General features: G+C 45.0%; 19 protein-coding genes. 12 read left to right on the top strand and 7 right to left on the bottom strand.

Going from position 1 to position 17,714, the window contains the following annotated elements:
* The first annotated feature begins 180 nt into the window (after window positions 1-180).
* Window positions 181-1,140 carry a glycosyltransferase family 2 protein gene (locus tag V6C93_RS03200; protein WP_333475202.1) on the top strand — a complete coding sequence of 320 codons (960 nt, stop codon included), beginning with the start codon at window positions 181-183 and terminating at the stop codon, window positions 1,138-1,140.
* A 55-nt stretch (window positions 1,141-1,195) separates the two neighbouring features.
* Here V6C93_RS03200 and V6C93_RS03195 read toward each other — a convergent pair whose 3' ends face one another.
* The 5 genes from V6C93_RS03195 to V6C93_RS03175 form a co-directional block, all read right to left on the bottom strand.
* Complete coding sequence (locus V6C93_RS03195) at window positions 1,196-1,720, bottom strand: hypothetical protein (RefSeq protein ID WP_333475201.1); 525 nt, start codon at window positions 1,718-1,720, stop codon at window positions 1,196-1,198.
* Between the two features lie 119 nt (window positions 1,721-1,839).
* Complete coding sequence (locus V6C93_RS03190) at window positions 1,840-2,280, bottom strand: hypothetical protein (protein WP_333475200.1); 441 nt, start codon at window positions 2,278-2,280, stop codon at window positions 1,840-1,842.
* Window positions 2,281-2,486: 206 nt separating this feature from the next.
* Window positions 2,487-3,389 carry a tRNA pseudouridine(55) synthase TruB gene (gene truB / locus V6C93_RS03185; RefSeq protein ID WP_333475199.1) on the bottom strand — a complete coding sequence of 301 codons (903 nt, stop codon included), beginning with the start codon at window positions 3,387-3,389 and terminating at the stop codon, window positions 2,487-2,489.
* A 126-nt stretch (window positions 3,390-3,515) separates the two neighbouring features.
* Window positions 3,516-3,977, bottom strand: coding sequence for a peroxiredoxin (locus V6C93_RS03180; RefSeq protein WP_333475198.1), 462 nt, complete (start codon window positions 3,975-3,977; stop codon window positions 3,516-3,518).
* A gap of 187 nt (window positions 3,978-4,164) precedes the next feature.
* Entirely contained in the window at window positions 4,165-6,105 is a 1,941-nt protein-coding gene (locus tag V6C93_RS03175; protein ID WP_333475197.1) for an alpha/beta hydrolase, read from the bottom strand.
* A gap of 694 nt (window positions 6,106-6,799) precedes the next feature.
* Between V6C93_RS03175 and argF the strand changes: the two genes are divergently transcribed.
* Window positions 6,800-7,720: an ornithine carbamoyltransferase gene (gene argF / locus V6C93_RS03170; RefSeq protein ID WP_349262606.1), complete on the top strand. Its 921-nt coding sequence runs from the start codon at window positions 6,800-6,802 to the stop codon at window positions 7,718-7,720.
* 239 nt (window positions 7,721-7,959) lie between these two features.
* Window positions 7,960-8,580, top strand: coding sequence for a transcriptional repressor LexA (gene lexA, locus V6C93_RS03165; protein ID WP_333475195.1), 621 nt, complete (start codon window positions 7,960-7,962; stop codon window positions 8,578-8,580).
* A 223-nt stretch (window positions 8,581-8,803) separates the two neighbouring features.
* On the opposite strand, the gene V6C93_RS03160 is transcribed toward lexA, so the two are convergent.
* Window positions 8,804-9,622, bottom strand: a complete 819-nt coding sequence (locus V6C93_RS03160; protein ID WP_333475194.1) for a hypothetical protein — start codon at window positions 9,620-9,622, stop codon at window positions 8,804-8,806.
* Window positions 9,619-10,491: a DUF488 family protein gene (locus V6C93_RS03155; RefSeq protein WP_333475193.1), complete on the bottom strand. Its 873-nt coding sequence runs from the start codon at window positions 10,489-10,491 to the stop codon at window positions 9,619-9,621. The genes V6C93_RS03160 and V6C93_RS03155 overlap by 4 nt, the downstream gene beginning before the upstream one ends.
* A gap of 345 nt (window positions 10,492-10,836) precedes the next feature.
* On the opposite strand from V6C93_RS03155, the gene V6C93_RS03150 reads away from it, so the two are divergent.
* The 9 genes from V6C93_RS03150 (at window position 10,837) to V6C93_RS03110 (ending at window position 17,652) form a co-directional block, all read left to right on the top strand.
* Complete coding sequence (locus tag V6C93_RS03150; RefSeq protein ID WP_414644142.1) at window positions 10,837-12,060, top strand: AmpG family muropeptide MFS transporter; 1,224 nt, start codon at window positions 10,837-10,839, stop codon at window positions 12,058-12,060.
* 92 nt (window positions 12,061-12,152) lie between these two features.
* Window positions 12,153-13,406 carry a hypothetical protein gene (locus V6C93_RS03145; RefSeq protein WP_333475191.1) on the top strand — a complete coding sequence of 418 codons (1,254 nt, stop codon included), beginning with the start codon at window positions 12,153-12,155 and terminating at the stop codon, window positions 13,404-13,406.
* Between the two features lie 54 nt (window positions 13,407-13,460).
* Window positions 13,461-13,604: a hypothetical protein gene (locus tag V6C93_RS03140; RefSeq protein ID WP_333475190.1), complete on the top strand. Its 144-nt coding sequence runs from the start codon at window positions 13,461-13,463 to the stop codon at window positions 13,602-13,604.
* 48 nt (window positions 13,605-13,652) lie between these two features.
* The gene (locus V6C93_RS03135; protein ID WP_333475189.1) at window positions 13,653-14,123 is read left to right on the top strand and encodes a hypothetical protein; all 471 of its coding nucleotides are present in this window, start codon (window positions 13,653-13,655) and stop codon (window positions 14,121-14,123) included.
* Window positions 14,124-14,225: 102 nt separating this feature from the next.
* Window positions 14,226-14,447, top strand: a complete 222-nt coding sequence (locus tag V6C93_RS03130; protein ID WP_333475188.1) for a hypothetical protein — start codon at window positions 14,226-14,228, stop codon at window positions 14,445-14,447.
* 14 nt (window positions 14,448-14,461) lie between these two features.
* Window positions 14,462-14,983, top strand: coding sequence for a GNAT family N-acetyltransferase (locus tag V6C93_RS03125; RefSeq protein WP_333475187.1), 522 nt, complete (start codon window positions 14,462-14,464; stop codon window positions 14,981-14,983).
* 154 nt (window positions 14,984-15,137) lie between these two features.
* Window positions 15,138-15,896 carry a HEAT repeat domain-containing protein gene (locus V6C93_RS03120; protein WP_333475186.1) on the top strand — a complete coding sequence of 253 codons (759 nt, stop codon included), beginning with the start codon at window positions 15,138-15,140 and terminating at the stop codon, window positions 15,894-15,896.
* Between the two features lie 59 nt (window positions 15,897-15,955).
* On the top strand, window positions 15,956-16,480 hold the full coding sequence (locus tag V6C93_RS03115; protein WP_333475185.1) for a DUF1499 domain-containing protein: 525 nt from the start codon (window positions 15,956-15,958) through the stop codon (window positions 16,478-16,480).
* A 179-nt stretch (window positions 16,481-16,659) separates the two neighbouring features.
* Window positions 16,660-17,652, top strand: coding sequence for a sucrase ferredoxin (locus V6C93_RS03110; protein WP_333475184.1), 993 nt, complete (start codon window positions 16,660-16,662; stop codon window positions 17,650-17,652).
* The last annotated feature ends 62 nt before the right edge of the window (window positions 17,653-17,714 follow it).

The raw sequence follows: 17,714 nt of genomic DNA, 5'->3' as shown, positions 1-17,714 counted from the left end.
GCTTGTACGCTTTGCTCTTCTGTTTGCTTGTTGGTACTGGGTAGCTTAACGGCGATTGCCCCAAAGGGGCAGCGCGTAGCGATCGCGACTTAGTTCATCCCATCACTAGAAGCAGTGGGCTTTCTTGCTTGATATTCTGTAACTCAATACTGATTAACCGATTCCCAGGATAGATGAACTGTGCGCCCCAAGTATTCCCTAGTGATTCCAGTCTATAACGAGGAAAAGAGTATTGCAGAACTATACCGACGTTTGAGTGTGGTGTTCGATCAACTAGGGGAATCCGTGGAAGTCATTTTAGTCAATGATGGTAGCCGCGATCGCACCCTTTCCTTGCTGCGTGACCTCCATGAGAAAGACCCACGCTTTTGCTACATCAGTCTCGCACGTAACTTTGGTCATCAAATTGCCGTAACCGCCGGTCTCAATTTTGTGCGTGGTGATGCGATCGTGGTGATGGATGCCGACCTACAAGACCCACCTGAATTAATCCCAGTTCTTTTAGAAAAGTGGCAACAAGGTTATCAAGTTGTCTATGCCCAACGCACTCAGCGCAAGAAAGAAAGCTGGCTCAAACGCCTCCCCGCTTATGTGTTCTATCGAATCCTGCGACGTCTGGCAGATATCGAAATTCCCCTCGATACAGGAGATTTTTGTTTGATGGATCGGAAGGTGGTGGATGTTCTTAATTCCATGCCAGAACGCAACCGCTTCATTCGAGGACTACGTTCCTGGGTAGGCTTGCAGCAAACTTCTGTTTGCTTTGAACGCGACCCCCGCTTTGCGGGTGAAGTGCAGTACACGTTTCGCAAGTCCCTCTCCCTAGCGGCAATTGGTTTGATTTCCTTTTCTAGAGTGCCGTTGCGTCTTTCCACCTACCTCGGCTTACTCGCGGCGGCGGCGGCAGTTCTCATGGCAATACTCGTCCTCTACTGGCGTATCCACTCTCCCCATTCCCCCTTGACTGGCTTAGCCACGATTATGATTGCCATGTTCTTTCTCGGTGCGGTGCAGTTGGTGAGTATTGGCATTCTGGGTGAGTATGTCGGACGCATTTATGAAGAGGTGAAGGGAAGACCCTTGTATGTGTTATCCGAGGTTGGAGGGTTCGCTGAACCGCATTCTGCTTACAAGCAGTGAGCCGGATGCATCTCCATCCTCAATAGGGGCGCAAAGCTTTGCGCCCCTAAAACATCTACTTGCGGTGACTACCTAGCCACTTAGCCGCCGCTACTCCTAAAACAGCTGCCACCACGGGATTACTGAGAAACTTGATAATGCCCGGTTGTTCGGTGAGCACCTCTTGGAAGATATCGGGGTGCGAATGATAGGCAAAGGACGCAAGCTTACTAACATCCTCAGCGCTCATGCGACTGGCATGGTGGGTAGAAAGACCCAGTTGTTGTTCAAGGCTGCGATCGCTCAGTCCTCGTTGCTTGAAGTGCTTGAGAAAGGCATGAGCTACATCATCCCGTTCATTGGGCTTAATTTGTGCGATCGCCTTTTGCAGTTCTGGCTCCATCTGGCTTGGCGAAATTTTGTCGGGATGTAAAGACCGACCAAACAACTGGCGACGTTCAGACGCCGAGGAACGCTGGGCAAAATCATCAAAATTTTCGTATTCCTGCGCGGTATTTGTCGGGGCATCCTCGAGAGATTCTACATTACCTTGAGCCAAATCATTCATGATTTGACGCTTGTATTGTTCGCTACTTGACATTTTAAATTTCTCCTTTTTTATCCCAGCTTTAGTAGTAAAATTACCTCTAAAGCAATTTCAAACTTTGCTAATTTCACTGGCTCAGTATTCAGCCAATATCACTGTCTTATTAGCAAGATTTATTTGTATTCAATCTGCTTGGACTGCTCATCATACTGAGCTGTCAGAATCAATTTTTTGTCAGGTGCGTAAACCAAAACTTTTAAATCTTGATTTGGAAAATTCTTATGGAATCCTTGAACCAAAGATTTAGCTAGGGGCTTCACTTCATTCGGACGAACCTGACGCGTAATCACAACACCTAGCTTATTGTTGTCACGCACATAGGCATCTTGAACCACTCCCTGAGCCGTTTGGACAACCCAGTTTCCAAAATCTTGTCCCACAGCGCTATTTCCTCGTTCTAGTTGGGCATAGTTCCCGTTGGGACTTATGGTTGTTGGTAAACTGTTCGTGGGTTGTTTGGCTTGAACCCCACTGCTACAGGCAGCCGTTGTCGTAACAACTAAAATCAAGACGAGAGTCGTCAGAATTTTGCGACAATGCTGAAATAGACTCACTTTAGCCTCCTACAAAAACTACATTTCCTGAACTTGTCTTGTTATATTTGAGCAGCTTGATTTCAAAACTGGGTAACAATTTTGAAGATGTTTAGTTACTATCTTTACAAATCATCTCTAATTTTTGGGCGACTAACTTCTGCCCGAAGACATAGTAAAGTCCTAGGCTCAAAGAGTGATAAAACTCAATATTTAATCAGTGAAGATTACTCAGCAGAAGCAAAAACCATCTGAGGTGCAAGCAACAGCCCATTTTCTGAAGGAATTACCTGACCAATTCCCAAAAATTCACCCTCTTCTCGCTGCACCCGTAACGCATTTGTAGGAGCATCCGTAGAGGTATTATTCCAAACGATACGCTGCCCCAAACACCAACGATGAGCCTCTGGTGCGGGTAAGGTGACAACGGCTAGATGCTGCAACGCCGTTACGGGTGGTATGGGCTGAAATGTAGCTTGTTGCAATTGCGCTTCCAATTCTTCTAAAGTCAGGCTATGTTCCAGATGAAAGCCACAGCTTTGGGTACGGGTGAGGGAGGCTAGAGTGCCACCGGTATTGAGTAATTCCCCTAAATCTCGCGCGATCGCACGAATGTACGTTCCTGAACCACAGGCGATCGCCATCTCCAGTTCCGCCAACTTCCCTGGACGCCAATCCAACACCTGAATCTGATAAACTTCCACCGTCCGCACCGGCACTTCAACGGTTTCACCCGCTCTGGCTAAATCATACAGGCGTCTTCCCTGCACCTGAATCGCGCTGTACATCGGGGGTATTTGCTGAATCGTGCCCTCAAACTGCGGCAGAATGGATAAAACCTCGTCTAGTGTCAGTCTTTCTGCTGGCTGAGTGGCGATAACTTCTCCTTCCAAGTCATCCGTTGTCGTCTGTATTCCCAGTTGGATTGTGGCTCGATATGCCTTATCCTGCTGCATATACTGCAACAATCGGGTGGCTTTACCCAGTGCGATCGGTAAGACACCCATAGCAGCGGGATCTAACGTTCCCCCATGTCCCACCCGCTTGAGGCGCAAAAGTCGTCGCACTTTGGCAACGCAATCATGGGATGTCCAACCGGCTGACTTATTGAGATTCAAAAAACCTTGCACTATTCAATCCTATTTGGGGAGAGCTTGCACCATTTTAATCAGTCGCCCTACCACCTTTGATAAAAAGCAAAGGCTGACGCTGAGATAGCAACGTCTTGGATGCAAGCTCTCACAGCTGAGACAATTTCAGGCTTCTTGCAATTCTCGCAGCGTTTTCAGCGACTCCTCAATATGACCTTTAAAGTTGAGCTGGGAGTTGAAAATATGTCGCACAACCCCACTTTTGTCAATAACGTAGGTAACCCGACCGGGTAAAAGCCCAAGCGTTGAGGGAACACCATATAGTTTACGCAATTGCTTGCCCTTATCGCTTAACAAAATAAACGGCAATCGGTGCTTGGCTGCAAATTGTAGATGAGAGGTGGATGAGTCATCGCTGACACCAATCACTTCAGCACCCGCGTCTGTAAAGACTTGGTAACTATCGCGAAAGGCACAGGCTTCTGCCGTACATCCTGGTGTATCGTCTTTGGGGTAGAAGTACAAAACGACGTTTTTTTTGCCAATAAAATCTTTGAGGCTGATGGGTTCCCCTGATTGGGAGGTCAAGGTGAAATCAGGAGCCGTGTCTCCAACTTGAACAGGCATATCTTTACATTTGTTACAAATCTAAATTTAATCTTAACTTTTTTACAGATATTAAATTCGGTGTATAGCTCCCCTAACCCCCCTCAGAACAATCAACCTGTAGGGGTACCTCTTGTGGGTACCCTGTAATGTAAAAGGGCAGCCACAGGGCACCCTATACATAATTACCACCGACAACACCATGTTGCTAGGGTGTAGGCACAGGCACTGGTGATGGGCTTGGTGTTGGGATTGGGGTTGGTGTTGGGGTTGGTGTTGGGATTGGGGTGGAATCCTCAGCCCTTTTTGCCTGCTTTAGCTGTTCCTCTGTCAAAGACTCCACAAGACTCAAGGGAAGAACAGATCGGCTCAGATATTGAGCATAGGAAGCACTTAGGTAAACCCGGTAGTCTGAATTGTTAATAATGTAAGTTTCAAAAAATGCCAAACTCAAGGCTTTCATATAGTTCTGTGCCACAGAAGGATCGGAACCAAGCACTTGAGGCGGTAGGGGTATGTCGTTCTCCGATCGCTCTAAGGTGGAAAAGTGTGTTCCTCCTTTGAGCAAAACTAGGTATTTGTTTGGAGTTGTCAGCCAGGTAAAGGGTTGAATTTGTTCGGGCAAGGCTGGGGCTACAGTATCGTCACTACCTGCCACTAGCATCAGCGGTACTTGAATCTGACTGAACTGGGATTTCCCAAAAAGTGTGCTACCGACTGGATTGATGGCAATCCCGGCTTTGACTCGCTCATCGGAGAGTTGATAGTCTCTCGCTAGCAACTCTATGGCACGACACTGGAGAAGGAGCGATAAATTCAATGAATCATTTGAGGGGCCGCACTCTTTGTTCAAGAGATCAAAATCAATCTTGGCACCCGTAAGTGCTAAAACGGTGTAGCCTCCAAAAGACTGACCTAAGACGCCCACTTGTTGCAGATTGACGCGTCCTGCGAACGATCGCTTAAGTTCATCGAGCAAAAACTTAATATCTAACGGTCGGTCGATCAACTCAGCTGGGGGAGTCACCTCACTAGCAAGACCATTGATTAAAGCCTGCAATTGAGCGGCGTTACTTCCTGGATGCTCTGGTACCGCCACTGCAAAACCGTAAGAAGCCAAGTGGGCTGCTAAATAGGCAAACGTCATACGGTCTGAGCCTAAACCGTGAGAAATCACAACCAGGGGTGCTGGACGCCCACTTTGTTGAGGAAGGTAAAGATCAACGGGAAACCTTCTTTGACGACTAGGATCATAGAGGGTAAGGGTTTCCTTTGAATATTGGATTTCTCCCGGTTTCCGCAAGTCGGGTAGCTTGGAGAAATAACCCGATTCCCGGCCTAATCCTTTGGGTGATATGTGGTCTGATGGCCGTATGAATGGCTGTGCTGCTTCCCGTTGTGATGCCTGTGCTGATGCCTCTGTAAGAGCTTGCTGCTCAACGGCTGCGATCGCTAACTGAGTTTCCTGGATCAGGTTCGATAGCTCTTCAAGAACCTGAAAGCCTCGCACCGAGTTAATTCGGATGCCATAAGTGGGAAACTTTTCCAGGACATTCAACAGCGTCAAGCCGTCTGGCGCAGCTGCCGCTTGGATCAGCGCTGACCGAATAGCGTAGAAGCCCGGTTGACCGGCTTTGGTTTGGATGATCTGACCCACCCGATCCAGGATAACTTTCCCTTGGGAGGAATAGAGAAATTGCGCGATCGCTAGCGGTTTTACATCAACTGGAGTCTGCAAAATTTTCCGCAACTGCTCAAGTTGCTGCGGATTTAGACGGTCAGTATAAGCGGCTAATTCCCGATCAATTTTGCCAACTCTTGCATAAGTGCTGAGAGATTTGATGGATAGAGACAATTCTAGGGGGCCATAAGTTAGATAAATTCGCTCTGCTCCCTGTGCCGGAGTGGACACCACGACTGGAGCGATTAATACTCCCAAATTCACAAGGGCGATTCCCAATCCAGCAGAAAGCTTCCCCAGCCTAGGGGCCGCAGACAAAGAGGATAAGGGAATGGCTTTACTCCCATCTGGTAACCAACCTCTCCCTTGTCTCCTCTCTCTCCGTTGTTTGCCCAATCTCCAATCCCCTTCGTAGTCACGAAGCCCTAGGTTACGATCGCCTTGACCTACTCCTACATTAATGTTCATCTAGCTGCTCGTCCCTCCTCACTTATCACCAAAAACTAACAATGTCTCAACCTGCCCAAATCTGGAAAATCACCCCATTTCCTTGCAGTTCCTGCGCAGAAAATTTTTCATAGCACTTGTGGGCGAATAGATGGGTTTATGTTTGAGATTTTTGTCTAAGATGCATAGGAAATTTAATAGGCATAAGCCAATTTTATCCATAAATTTAGATAAATGACTACTTTATATTTAATGCAATTGATTTATTTTTGCTTTATGATGTATCGGTAAGAGTATCAATTGCTTTCGAGATTTATACAGCCTGTTTTATGGCTTGGTCTAGAAATGGGCTCAAGAATTTGATAGAGGTGTTCTATTTGCTTTTGTGATCATTAAAACCTTTTATGGTTAATAAATTTTAATGATTAATGAATTAATCTTTGGTAATCAGTTTGGCTAAAGAGCCTCTTATTTTTTAGAGAGTTTTAAGTTAACTTAACACAACCGGAAAATATCTCTAAATCTTAACATTAATAAGATTTTTAATTTTAATTTCCCCCCAGAATTGCTGGTCTAATTTTAGAAAAATCTGATAGGTTCTTAAGACAGTGCAACTAAGAAGACTATGGTCTGCTCAGAAGCGCACTCTACTGTCCTGCAAAAGCATATAGTGTTCTGGCAAGAGCTGATTAATTTAACTCATCGGGGGAAAAATATGGAGGCATTAAAAGGACGGGATTTACTGGGTTTAGCAGATCTCAGTACTGATGAAATTCAGGAGCTGTTGCAAATTGCAGCTCAGTTGAAAGCGGGTCAACTGAAACTACGCTGTAATAAGGTATTGGGGCTACTGTTCTCCAAGGCTTCGACACGAACGCGAGTCAGTTTTTCGGTGGCAATGTACCAACTAGGAGGTCAAGTCATTGACTTAAATCCTAATGTTACTCAGGTTGGTCGGGGAGAACCAGTCGTTGATACAGCACGAGTTTTAGATCGGTATCTGGATATCCTAGCGATTCGTACCTTTGATCAGAAAGAGCTGGAAACCTTTGCCCAATATGCCCAGATTCCGATCATTAATGCTCTGACTGACTTAGAGCATCCTTGTCAGGTTTTAGCCGATTTGTTAACCATTCAGGAGTGCTTTGGTTCGCTTGCCGGGATGACGTTGACTTATTTGGGAGATGGCAATAATGTAGCGCATTCTTTGATGTTAGGATGCGCTCTAGTGGGAATGAATGTCAGAGTTGCCACTCCACCCGCCTATAAACCTAACCGAAATATCGTGGAGAAGGCACAACAGATTGCTGGTGGCAAAACCGAAGTCCTGCTCACTGACGATCCCGTAATGGCGGCTAAAGGAGCTAACGTTATTTATACCGATGTCTGGGCAAGTATGGGTCAGGAAGCATCAGCGGATACCAGAATTCCAGTGTTTCAGCCTTATCAGGTGAATGAACAACTGCTAATGAGTGCTGACGCAGAAGTGATTGTGTTGCATTGTTTACCAGCGCATCGGGGAGAAGAAATTACGGATGAGGTGATGGAAGGGCCGCGATCGCGTATTTGGGATCAGGCCGAAAACCGGATGCACGCTCAAAAAGCCTTACTAGTTAGTCTTTTGGGAGCGGATTAAACAACCAAATTGGCAAAGATTAAAGCAGCACCTACTGGACAGATGAGGGGTTTTAGTAGTACGAATGTTCTATGGATGGTAACAATCATCACATGAACGTGATGAGTGATGAATCATGGTCATTCAAACCTCAAGTATGGGCGAAGTATTCGTGTCAAAACTAGGTTTCAACCACAAGTTTTTTATACCAATGCTTGGCTCTGATAGCTCAAAACGATTCCTTACTCCCTTATAGCGCTATGGAACCCCTTACTGAAGCTCAACAACAACTTTACAATTGGCTTGTAGAATATATTCGCACCTCACAACATGCGCCTTCAATCCGGCAGATGATGCGAGCCATGAATTTGCGCTCGCCAGCACCTGTCCAAAGTCGCCTGGAACATTTGCGAGCGAAAGGCTACATAGATTGGACAGAAGGAAAAGCTCGTACCATTCGGATTCTGGCGAATGTTCCTACAGGCGTTCCTGTCTTAGGTGCGATCGCAGCAGGTGGATTGGTAGAACCCTTCACCGACACTGACGAGCAGCTCGATGTGTCTCCTGTATTGCGCCAGCCGGGTAACTTTGCCCTGCGGGTCATGGGAGACAGCATGATAGATGACCTAATTGCGGAAGGGGATTTCGTGATTATGCGACCTGTCCCCGACCCCGATCAACTGAAAAATGGTCTGATTGTTGCAGCACGAGTGGAAGGACATGGCACGACATTGAAACGCTTCTACCGTCAGGGGGAGCGTGTCACCCTCAAACCGGCTAATCCTAAGTATGAGCCTATTGAGGTGATGGCAAAAAGTGTGCAAGTGCAAGGTGTCCTCGTGGGAGTCTGGCGCGATTATGAGACAGGAGCCAAGGGATAAGGGCAAAGGACTCGCGGCAATCCACAAATAACCCTTTGGGATGATGGCTCAAAGCGAAAGATACGTTGAGGTCGTCATCCCAATTTCCTGTATAGTAAAAGGCAGAAAGCAGTGCCAATGAAAAAATTTCACACCCATGAATGAAAGTGGTATTTCCCATGCCCCACTCCCCAGAAAATATGGATGCATGGTTGAAATTTTAAAGTAATCCTATTCCAGCTTTTTAGAACAAAGTTCCTTGAATCACCTCAGGTTGAAGATTTTTTGGTTTAGGTGGCCAAAAAACACCAAGTACAACCCATGTGTTATATGGAAACACTGTGCCCATAAAGAAACGGGTATCTTTGCTTTCGTTACACAGTTCGTCAAGGAATTTGCGGCGAACACTCAAAGCTGCTTGCTCTTCATCACCTAAACGAGCTACTTCATTCAGCCAAAGTACCCCTAGTTCCCAGTCCTCAATCATAGCGTTATGAGGTCTGTTACTATCATTGCATTCAAAGATGTAGCTAAACTTGTAAGGTATCTTGCGAAGAGGCTTTTGTACAGGTCCAAAAAGAGTCAGTTGGTCAAATAGATACTGCCATTCTGGTTTCCATTCAGGATCAGCGGGTTCGATCTTTAAATCAATTACTTTTGTAGGCTGCACAATACCAAGTGATATGTGTTCAGATTCATGCAATTCTCGTAATTGCTTTACTGTGTAAACTGGACTTTGATCAATAATCTGACGACGTTCTCTCCATCCATTTTTCGTGGAGAGCGGTTCTCCTAAAACGCGGAGCGTATCTAAAATTGGCTTTCTACTTTCTTTTCTCCGATCATTACCAGCCCCATGTAGGAATAAATCAACTTCTATCCATTGATATTTTCGGAACTGTTGATTCCTTGGTCTATAACGGTAATCTATTGGATAAAGCCGTACCCACTCACCCTGCTCAGTTATACCAGCTGTACAAACAAGCTCTTGATAACCTCTAGATGGATGTGGGTAGGTCATTACAGTTATAAGAACTTTGGTTCTTATTGCTTGGTTACTCATGTTGAATATCCCAAGTTTTTAACCGGCATATCAATTAAAGTGGCTAGATGTTGAGCTAAAACATTGCGATGGCAAAAATTTGGATTAGCTTCCATACAAACTAGGACACTAGGATCAGAGTTCAATAGTCTAATTACATGAGCTAGATCTTTCTCATAGGAAGAAAGTTTCAAACGATAATTCTCAAACAACTTTACGTATTGATTCTCAGCACCTATATGTTCACGTTCTGAACCGGGTATCCCCAAACCAGGAAAGTGTTGATAGTCTATCTTCAAAGAACTACATAAGCGAGACAGAGTACTTTTATGGAAACCATACCGACGCGAGATAGGATTGTATCGCACATCAACTAACCGATATATACCAGACTCCATAAGGAGATTCAGAAACTCATCAATGGTTTTCCCCTCATAGCCAGCAGTATAAATACATCTATCTGCAACTGGGCGTTCTTCCTGTCTCATTCCAGGAAGTTCACTATTGATCGTGAACCAGGAATATTTGTCATAAATTAGATTTATTAATTTCTGTCCCGATAACCTTCCGTAGGTTGCAGTAATTTTACAAATATCTTTACTAACATCACTAGGCAATGTTGTATCTAGCCTCTCTCCTAGAGGAGTAAGCCTCCAGCAATTATCAGTTACTTTTTCTAAGAAACCATTGCGAATGAGTGAATCAGTTTCTTGATTGAGAGTAAAAGAGTAGGGACCGTATCGGTATGGGATAAATTGATAAAATGTTTTGCCTCCATGAGATGGGGTTTCACACGACAACAAAAAAGCCCACTTCATCATCTGCACGCTAGAGGCTGTACCCCCAACTTGCTGAAGCATCATCAGTAGAGCTTTTTGCCGATGTAGCACTCTAGCAACCTCAGATTAGTTCATTTATACTATATTGATTGTCCCACAAAATGGCAAAATGGCTTGGAAATTAGCCTGACAGTAGGATAGCTCTGTATTCTACCTCACAAGCTTTTCAGTGTTGAAACTGGCACTTAAAGTTCTGATAAATTCTTAATTGCTTTGGATTTGTGCCGACAGCCGCCCAACACTGCATTGGTGCGGACGGAACAACGGAGTGTAGGAGGTTTACAACAATAAGGGAACCTTGCTATGGGATGATGACTCCAATCTAATTTATAGTTATCCTCCCAATTTTCTGTGAAAGCAACTCAATCTTTCCTGCAAGTTTTCCAAAGCCGCAAGATGGCAGCGCTACTGTTGCTGGGGTTTTCCTCTGGCTTACCCCTGTTCTTGACGAGTAAGACGCTGCAAGCCTGGATGACAGTAGAAGGAGTCAATCTAGGGTCGATTGGCTTGTTTAGCCTAGTTGGTTTACCCTACTCTTTGAAATTTATCTGGTCGCCCTTACTCGATCGCTTTGTGCCGCCGTTTTTGGGGCGTCGGCGGGGTTGGCTGGTTCTGACACAAGGGGCATTACTGTTGGCGATCGCAGCAATGGCTCTCCAACAACCTCGTCAAGCCCTACAGTTCCTTGCGATCAATGCCTTACTCATTGCCTTCTTTAGTGCAACTCAAGATATAGCAGCGGATGCCTACCGCACCGACGTACTGGAAGAACGGGAAATGGGAGCCGGTGCAGCCGTATTTGTATTAGGTTATCGCATCGCACTGCTGGCAACTGGTGCTTTGGCACTGATTCTGGCTGACCAAATTCCCTGGCCAACCGTTTACCTATTGATGGCCTTGCTCATGACAGTAGGATTGCTTAGTTCATTTTGGGCACCCGAACCGAGCGAACAGGAACGCCCTCCTGAATCCTTATCTGATGCAGTCATTCTACCCTTTGCTGAATTTTTTCAGCGTTCTGGTTTCATGCGGGCTGTGTTCATTTTGGTGTTCATTGTCCTCTACAAACTGGGTGATGCTTTAGTGAACAACATGTCCACACCTTTTTTGCTCAAGACCGGCTTTACCCAAGCAGATATTGGATGGATTCAAGGCGGTATGGGATTAGTGGCAACTATTGTCGGTACCCTTGCAGGTGGGGCAATTCTCAGCAAACTTGGTATCAATCGATCGCTCTGGGTCTTCGGTGCGCTGCAAGCTGTCAGTAATTTAGCTTATTTCGTCCTAGCACAAGTTGGCAAAGACTACTCCTTTCTTGTATTAACAATCAACATTGAAAATTTTTGTGCTGGGTTAGGAACAGCAGCATTTGTTGCCTTCTTAATGAGCCTGTGTAATCAGCGTTTTTCGGCAACCCAGTATGCTTTACTCTCCAGTTTAATGGCGGTTAGCCGAGATATTTTGGTGGCACCCGCAGGAGGATTGGCACAAGCTACGGGTTGGCCTTTATTTTTCTTACTGAGTATCGTTGCTGCCATACCTGGACTACTACTACTGCCCGTATTTGCTCCCTGGACTCCTCGACCTGCGCCAACACCTAGACCTGGACTAGATGATTAGACGATTGAACGAACAGATAGAGCAATTTTGCCCCACTTGAACCCGCAGTCAGATTCAACTGGTCACTGGTCACTGATCACTGATAACTGAAGATGAAAAACCAAGTCATCCCTCGTTCCCCTTGGACGTTCATCCCGACGCTTTATTTTGCTGAGGGAGTCCCTTACATCATCATCAACACAGTTTCTGTTATCTTTTACAAAAAAATGGGGCTAGAAAATGCTCAAATTTCCTTTTGGACGAGCCTTCTTTACCTCCCTTGGGTAATTAAAATGTTTTGGGCACCCCTGGTTGATACTTATTCAACTAAACGAAATTGGGTCATTTACACGCAAGTAGCGATGATGGGTTGCTTGAGTTGTGTTGCCTTTTCGTTCCAGCTCCCTCACTTTTTTATAATCTCCTTGCTATTTTTAACCATTGGTGCTTTTATTTCAGCCACTCATGATATTGCTGCTGATGGCTTTTATCTCCTGGCTTTAAATCAAGAACAGCAAGCCTTTTTCGCCGGAATTCGCTCGGTTTTTTATAGACTCGCAATAATCTTCGGTTCTGGGGTTTTAGTCGTTTTAGCTGGTCAGCTAGAAGTCAGACTTCAGAATATTTCGCTAAGTTGGACTTTGGCGATCGGTTTGTCGGCTTTGCTCTTTGCTCTTCTGTTTAGCTTTCATTGGTTTATTTTGCCCTCGGTTGAGTTGCCTTTAGAACAAGAACCCAAATCTGTAACCGAAAAGATTTATTTTTGGTCAGTTATTGACTCCTATTTTCGGCAAGAACACATCAGAAGTATTTTGGCATTTATTTTACTCTACAGGTTGGGAGAAGCGATGCTGGGTAAAATAGCTTCTCCTTTTTTATTAGAGCAACGAGAATTGGGTGGCTTAGGGCTGTCTACCTCAGATTTAGGTTTAGCTTATGGAACCTTAGGTATTATCTCTTTAATAGTTGGAGGCATTATTGGAGGTATATTGATTTCCAAGTATGGCTTAAGGAAGAGTATTTGGCCTCTGGCTTTAGCCGTCCACTTGCCAAATCTGTTTTATGTTTATATGGCCTACGTACAGCCCTCGAATGAATTAGTTTACCTTTTGGTAGCGTTAGACCAATTTGGTTATGGGTTAGGCTTTACAGCTTTTAGTGTTTATTTGATGTATATTTCGCGAGGAGAATACAAAACGTCTCATTTTGCTATTTCAACGGGATTGATGGCTTTGGGAATGATGTTGCCTGGATTAATTAGTGGTTATATTCAGCAACTTGTTGGTTACCAAATGTTTTTTATCCTAGTATTTTTAGCTACGATTCCCGGTATGGTAACGTTATTTTTTATTCCTTTAGAATCTTGACAAAATTTCCCGAAATAATAAGCCTCTTGCCAAAGTCAAATTAACCACCGCCCTATGTCCTGCTGCGCTATCAGCCCCCGAAACGGGGAGAAGAACTATTACACAGGATGTTTAATTGCTCCAGCAGAGCAAAGGTTGGGTATTGTTGATAACATCCATCCAGGAATGGATGTGGCTGCCTTAGCTAAACAAGATTAAGCTATTGTCCATACTCAGGCTCGGACTAGATAACAAGGAAGAACACTTATGAGGTTTAATCGACTAATCTTTATCGGAACACTGATCCTCTTCATCGCCCTATTGGCGGCGGGGCTACTGGGTTACTTGGTGCCTCAATTTATCAGAGGACTTTTGCCAGTTAACGTTTTCACTTTTTTAATAACACTCTTCCTGATAGTCGCGATCGCTCTACTGATTTATGGTCTGTTCCTATTAGTCAGAAAACAGCAGTCGCCGCCACGACCACGAGACACAGATTCCGACGAACCACTTGAGCTTCCAGTGGAGGCACCGTTTATACGGCGGCGGAGAGTCCAGCGTCAGCCAATCCAGAATTCCGATGATAGGGAGTTGCAATACAGACTCATCAATATGTTAGCGGGTGATGCTGCTGCGGCAGAGCGGTTAGTCGCTAAGATTAGGCAGAATCATCCCGGTATGCCGGAAGATTGGTATTGGCAGAGAGCAATCAAGGATGTGGAACGCGATCGCCTGTAGCCTCTCTCATCGAATCTCCTGGCAAATCGCTAGACTAAACAACAAGGGATTTACAAATCTTTGCCCAGTTTTCACAATTGGCTCTGCTCTTAAACATTAAACATGGCTATTTTTCGTCAGTACATTGCTCCGTTCCTGATCGTGCTAGTGTTTTTAGTGGCGCTCTTAGCCGTAAGCGCTCGGATTTTTTTGCCCTCAGATATGGCAGGACCTGCACCCATTGAGGATGTTGAGTCTGCTAGCACTCAAGCACCCGATACCTCAGCCCAATTGGAAACCCTAGATGCCCCAACTTTACCCACATCCGCTGGGTCACTCAACTAGACTCAAGCGCACGAGTGTCTGAGCAACTACTACCAGGCTACTGGCTGCGCATTGGGTCAAGCTCTGAACGAGCGATGTTAGTGAAGTTCATCCAACTGGCGTATCAACAGCTTTTTCCAGAGCAAGAAGATTTTTCCCATCTAGTCCGAACGGTTAATCAGTACTTGTCCAAGGAAACACCTCTGTGGTGGGTGGATGCCACTCAGGCAGAGGTACCTGGAAACTCATCCGTTGGGCATCAGCCCGTCGGTTGTATCTGGCTAGGAAATGCGATCGATCAGGTGCGCGGCGATCGCCATGCTCATGTTTTTTTACTTTACGTGATGCCAGAACATCGGCGTCAGGGAATTGCTTCGGCGCTCATGCGTCTGGCAGAAGATTGGGCAAGGGCAAGAGGCGATCGCCAAATTGGGCTTCAAGTCTTTCAATCCAACCACTCGGCTCTCCGTCTTTACGCTCAATTAGGCTACAAAACTCAATCTCTGTGGATGGTAAAACCCCTCTATCCTCAATCTTCTAGCAAAGGAGCGCTCTAGGTGGTCGGTCACATGACCACCCGTGATTAAATGAGAAATATCAGCTGACTCAATCTAATTTTAATTAATATGATGTAATCTTTTGCGATGTCTGCTGTAAAGAGTCGCTAGAAGAGACTGGTGAAATCGGGTGGGATACGATACTTTATCAACTATGTACAATGATGATGACGATCTGAGCGTACTCGATGCGGCTGATCTAGAAGACCCTCTAGATGCAATAGAGCCGATTGATAGCGAGTCAGAAGCTCACAAGCCCGATCCAGAAGCAATGTTGGCACTGTTAACGGCACGAGAAACGCCACAACGGATGCTGGCAGCGCGGGCGTTTTGTGAGATTCAAGATGAGAGAGCGATTCCTCATCTAATTCACCTTTTGCAAGATGTGTGCCCCTTAGTACGAGTGAGTGCAGCCTATGCCCTGGGACGCAATCCGAGTCCAACGGCGGTAGAACCCTTAATTGAACAGCTAAACCGCGATTGGAATGGTTATGTGCGTAAGGGGGTTGTTTGGGCATTGGGCAACTGCCGCGATCGCCGTGCGTTATCCTCTCTCATAGATGCCCTGAAAAATGAGATTTCAGCCGTACGCTTGTGGGCGGCTAGTGCTTTGGCGCAAATAGCTCACTTGGATTACGCAGACATTGTGGCTTGCATTCCACCTCTAATTGTGGCCTTGAGACAAGACCCAGTGGCAGCGGTGCGCAGTAATTGTGCGTGGTCAATCGGACAACTATGCCGGGAACTCCCCTCAAATCCCATCTATGGAGGTGCCATAGATGGCTTGCTAGAGGCGTTTGCCGAAGATGAAGACCTAGGGGTTCAGGAAGATGCAAAAGCTGCACTCTTGAGAGTGGGTGACCCGCGTGGTCTTCAGCTGATTGAAGCGATCGAACTCGAAGGATTAATTTAGTCCTCTCCGGTTATTTGGTAAGGTTTGTGAAGAAAGTTTACAAAAGACGTACCCACCCAATGAGCCTAGAGACCCAAAAGCGATCGCCCCTTCAGTTAGTACTGATCATTGCTATATCCGTCGTTCTCGTAGCTGTCTGTTGGCTGGGAGTAACGCTAGCTTTTTCAGGAGGCACCTTGTTTGCCGGAAAGCGACCTATCAATATCGGTATCCAGGAATCTGGGCAACTAGCACCCTGCCCTAGCAGTCCTAACTGCGTCAACAGCCAAAGCCAAGATGCCCAACATAAAATTGAGCCTTTGACTTATGACTCAACCCCAACACAGGCAATGACTAACCTCAAGACTGTGATTCAGAACATGGACAGGACGACCATTATCGAGGAAACCGAGAATTACCTCTACACAGAATTCAAGAGTAAGTTGATGGGATTTGTTGATGATGTGGAATTTTCTCTTGATCCCAGCGCAAAGGTAATTCACGTTCGCTCTGCTTCACGTTTAGGAGAGTCGGACTTAGGAGTAAACCGTAAACGCATCGAAGCCATTAGAGCGAAATTGAGTGAACTCCAGAGCAAGCCTTAAAACAACTCCTCAGTCATTCAATCTCCCCTAATTACCCATAATCTAAAGTTCGTAGTTGTGCTTGAAAGATCAAGAGCAACTACGAACCAACTTTTTTGGCTAGATTGGTATTGGTACTATACGCAAGTCTTTTTCGTTGGCAGCATCTATCACGGAAACCTTATAGAGGAGTAGAACTGATGGATGATTGTTTTTGTGCTGATTTTTACCGATACGTCGAAGAAGACATTATTGGAAGTGCTACTAATTACCAGACTTATATTTTAATTGAATGTCCACCTTCCTGGACAGCAGAAGCTTTTGATTCAAAGGCTGTCCCCCAGAATCTGAAGAATTTGGTGACTGAAGTAAATCAACAACACCTATCCATAAAATTTATATTAATTTCCTCGGATAAATCAGAACGAATTAATTCCACAAATATATTGATTTTTGAACAAACAAAAGAAAGACTTTCCCAAGCTTACCAAAAGTATGAATTTAATGTAGGAACAATCGAAGAAGTAGCTGATGTAATCAGAAAATACTTAGCTGGTGAGGTTCCAGATTATGAAGCGAATAAAAGTAGAACGAGAGATATCTTAGTTTGTACTCCTGGTAGCCATGAGCAGTGCTATACGCAATATGGCATTCCTTTGTATAGGCAAGCATTAGCTACCGTTGCTGAGTTATCGTTAAGCAATATTCGTATTTGGAAATCTCGGCACTTTGGGGGACATCGATCTGCACCGACAATTATCGATTTCCCCGAAGGCAGATATTACGGTGTCCTCGATGCCGAATCATTCAGGTTTATTTTGATGCGAACTGGGAATATCAAATGTTTGAATCGAGTGTATCGAGGCTGGGGACTTTTACCCATACCCCTTCAGATTATGGAAAGAGAACTGATTCTGAGCTACGGATGGGATTGGTTTAACTACAACGTTGCAGGCAGAATGCTCGAACCGAATTCAGATAATAATGTCAGGCAAGGTGAGATTACCTTGGAAAAACCCGATGGTTCTCTATATACTTATCAGGCTGAAATTAGAAGAAATCAACGCCAAATACTGCAAATCGCCGGTTCTTGCAACATTCTTAAAGAGTCAAATATTGTTAATTATTCATTAAAAAACCTTAATCTATGTATTTATTGTGAACCTTTACAAAATGCTCTTTTTTATTCATAAAAGATAGCAGGGTAATAGAGATTAACTTCTGTTTTTGTTAAGACAATTAAATTGTTGTCATT

Origin of the sequence: Allocoleopsis sp., assembly GCF_036703385.1 — a bacterium.
Taxonomy (GTDB): Bacteria; Cyanobacteriota; Cyanobacteriia; order Cyanobacteriales; family Coleofasciculaceae; genus Allocoleopsis.
Note: the sequence above shows the minus strand (reverse complement) of the source record. Positions and strands in the feature narration are given on the sequence as shown.

What these genes read in the sequence shown, in the direction of transcription:
- V6C93_RS03145 (WP_333475191.1), top strand. Translation starts at nt 12,153, where the DNA reads ATGAAAAACCAAGTCATCCCTCGTTCCCCTTGGACGTTCATCCCGACG.
- argF (WP_349262606.1), top strand. Translation starts at nt 6,800, where the DNA reads ATGGAGGCATTAAAAGGACGGGATTTACTGGGTTTAGCAGATCTCAGT.
- V6C93_RS03140 (WP_333475190.1), top strand. Translation starts at nt 13,461, where the DNA reads ATGTCCTGCTGCGCTATCAGCCCCCGAAACGGGGAGAAGAACTATTAC.
- V6C93_RS03120 (WP_333475186.1), top strand. Translation starts at nt 15,138, where the DNA reads ATGTACAATGATGATGACGATCTGAGCGTACTCGATGCGGCTGATCTA.
- V6C93_RS03130 (WP_333475188.1), top strand. Translation starts at nt 14,226, where the DNA reads ATGGCTATTTTTCGTCAGTACATTGCTCCGTTCCTGATCGTGCTAGTG.
- V6C93_RS03175 (WP_333475197.1), bottom strand. Translation starts at nt 6,105, where the DNA reads ATGAACATTAATGTAGGAGTAGGTCAAGGCGATCGTAACCTAGGGCTT.
- V6C93_RS03195 (WP_333475201.1), bottom strand. Translation starts at nt 1,720, where the DNA reads ATGTCAAGTAGCGAACAATACAAGCGTCAAATCATGAATGATTTGGCT.
- V6C93_RS03160 (WP_333475194.1), bottom strand. Translation starts at nt 9,622, where the DNA reads ATGAGTAACCAAGCAATAAGAACCAAAGTTCTTATAACTGTAATGACC.
- V6C93_RS03150 (WP_414644142.1), top strand. Translation starts at nt 10,837, where the DNA reads ATGGCAGCGCTACTGTTGCTGGGGTTTTCCTCTGGCTTACCCCTGTTC.
- V6C93_RS03115 (WP_333475185.1), top strand. Translation starts at nt 15,956, where the DNA reads ATGAGCCTAGAGACCCAAAAGCGATCGCCCCTTCAGTTAGTACTGATC.
- V6C93_RS03110 (WP_333475184.1), top strand. Translation starts at nt 16,660, where the DNA reads ATGGATGATTGTTTTTGTGCTGATTTTTACCGATACGTCGAAGAAGAC.
- lexA (WP_333475195.1), top strand. Translation starts at nt 7,960, where the DNA reads ATGGAACCCCTTACTGAAGCTCAACAACAACTTTACAATTGGCTTGTA.
- V6C93_RS03135 (WP_333475189.1), top strand. Translation starts at nt 13,653, where the DNA reads ATGAGGTTTAATCGACTAATCTTTATCGGAACACTGATCCTCTTCATC.
- V6C93_RS03180 (WP_333475198.1), bottom strand. Translation starts at nt 3,977, where the DNA reads ATGCCTGTTCAAGTTGGAGACACGGCTCCTGATTTCACCTTGACCTCC.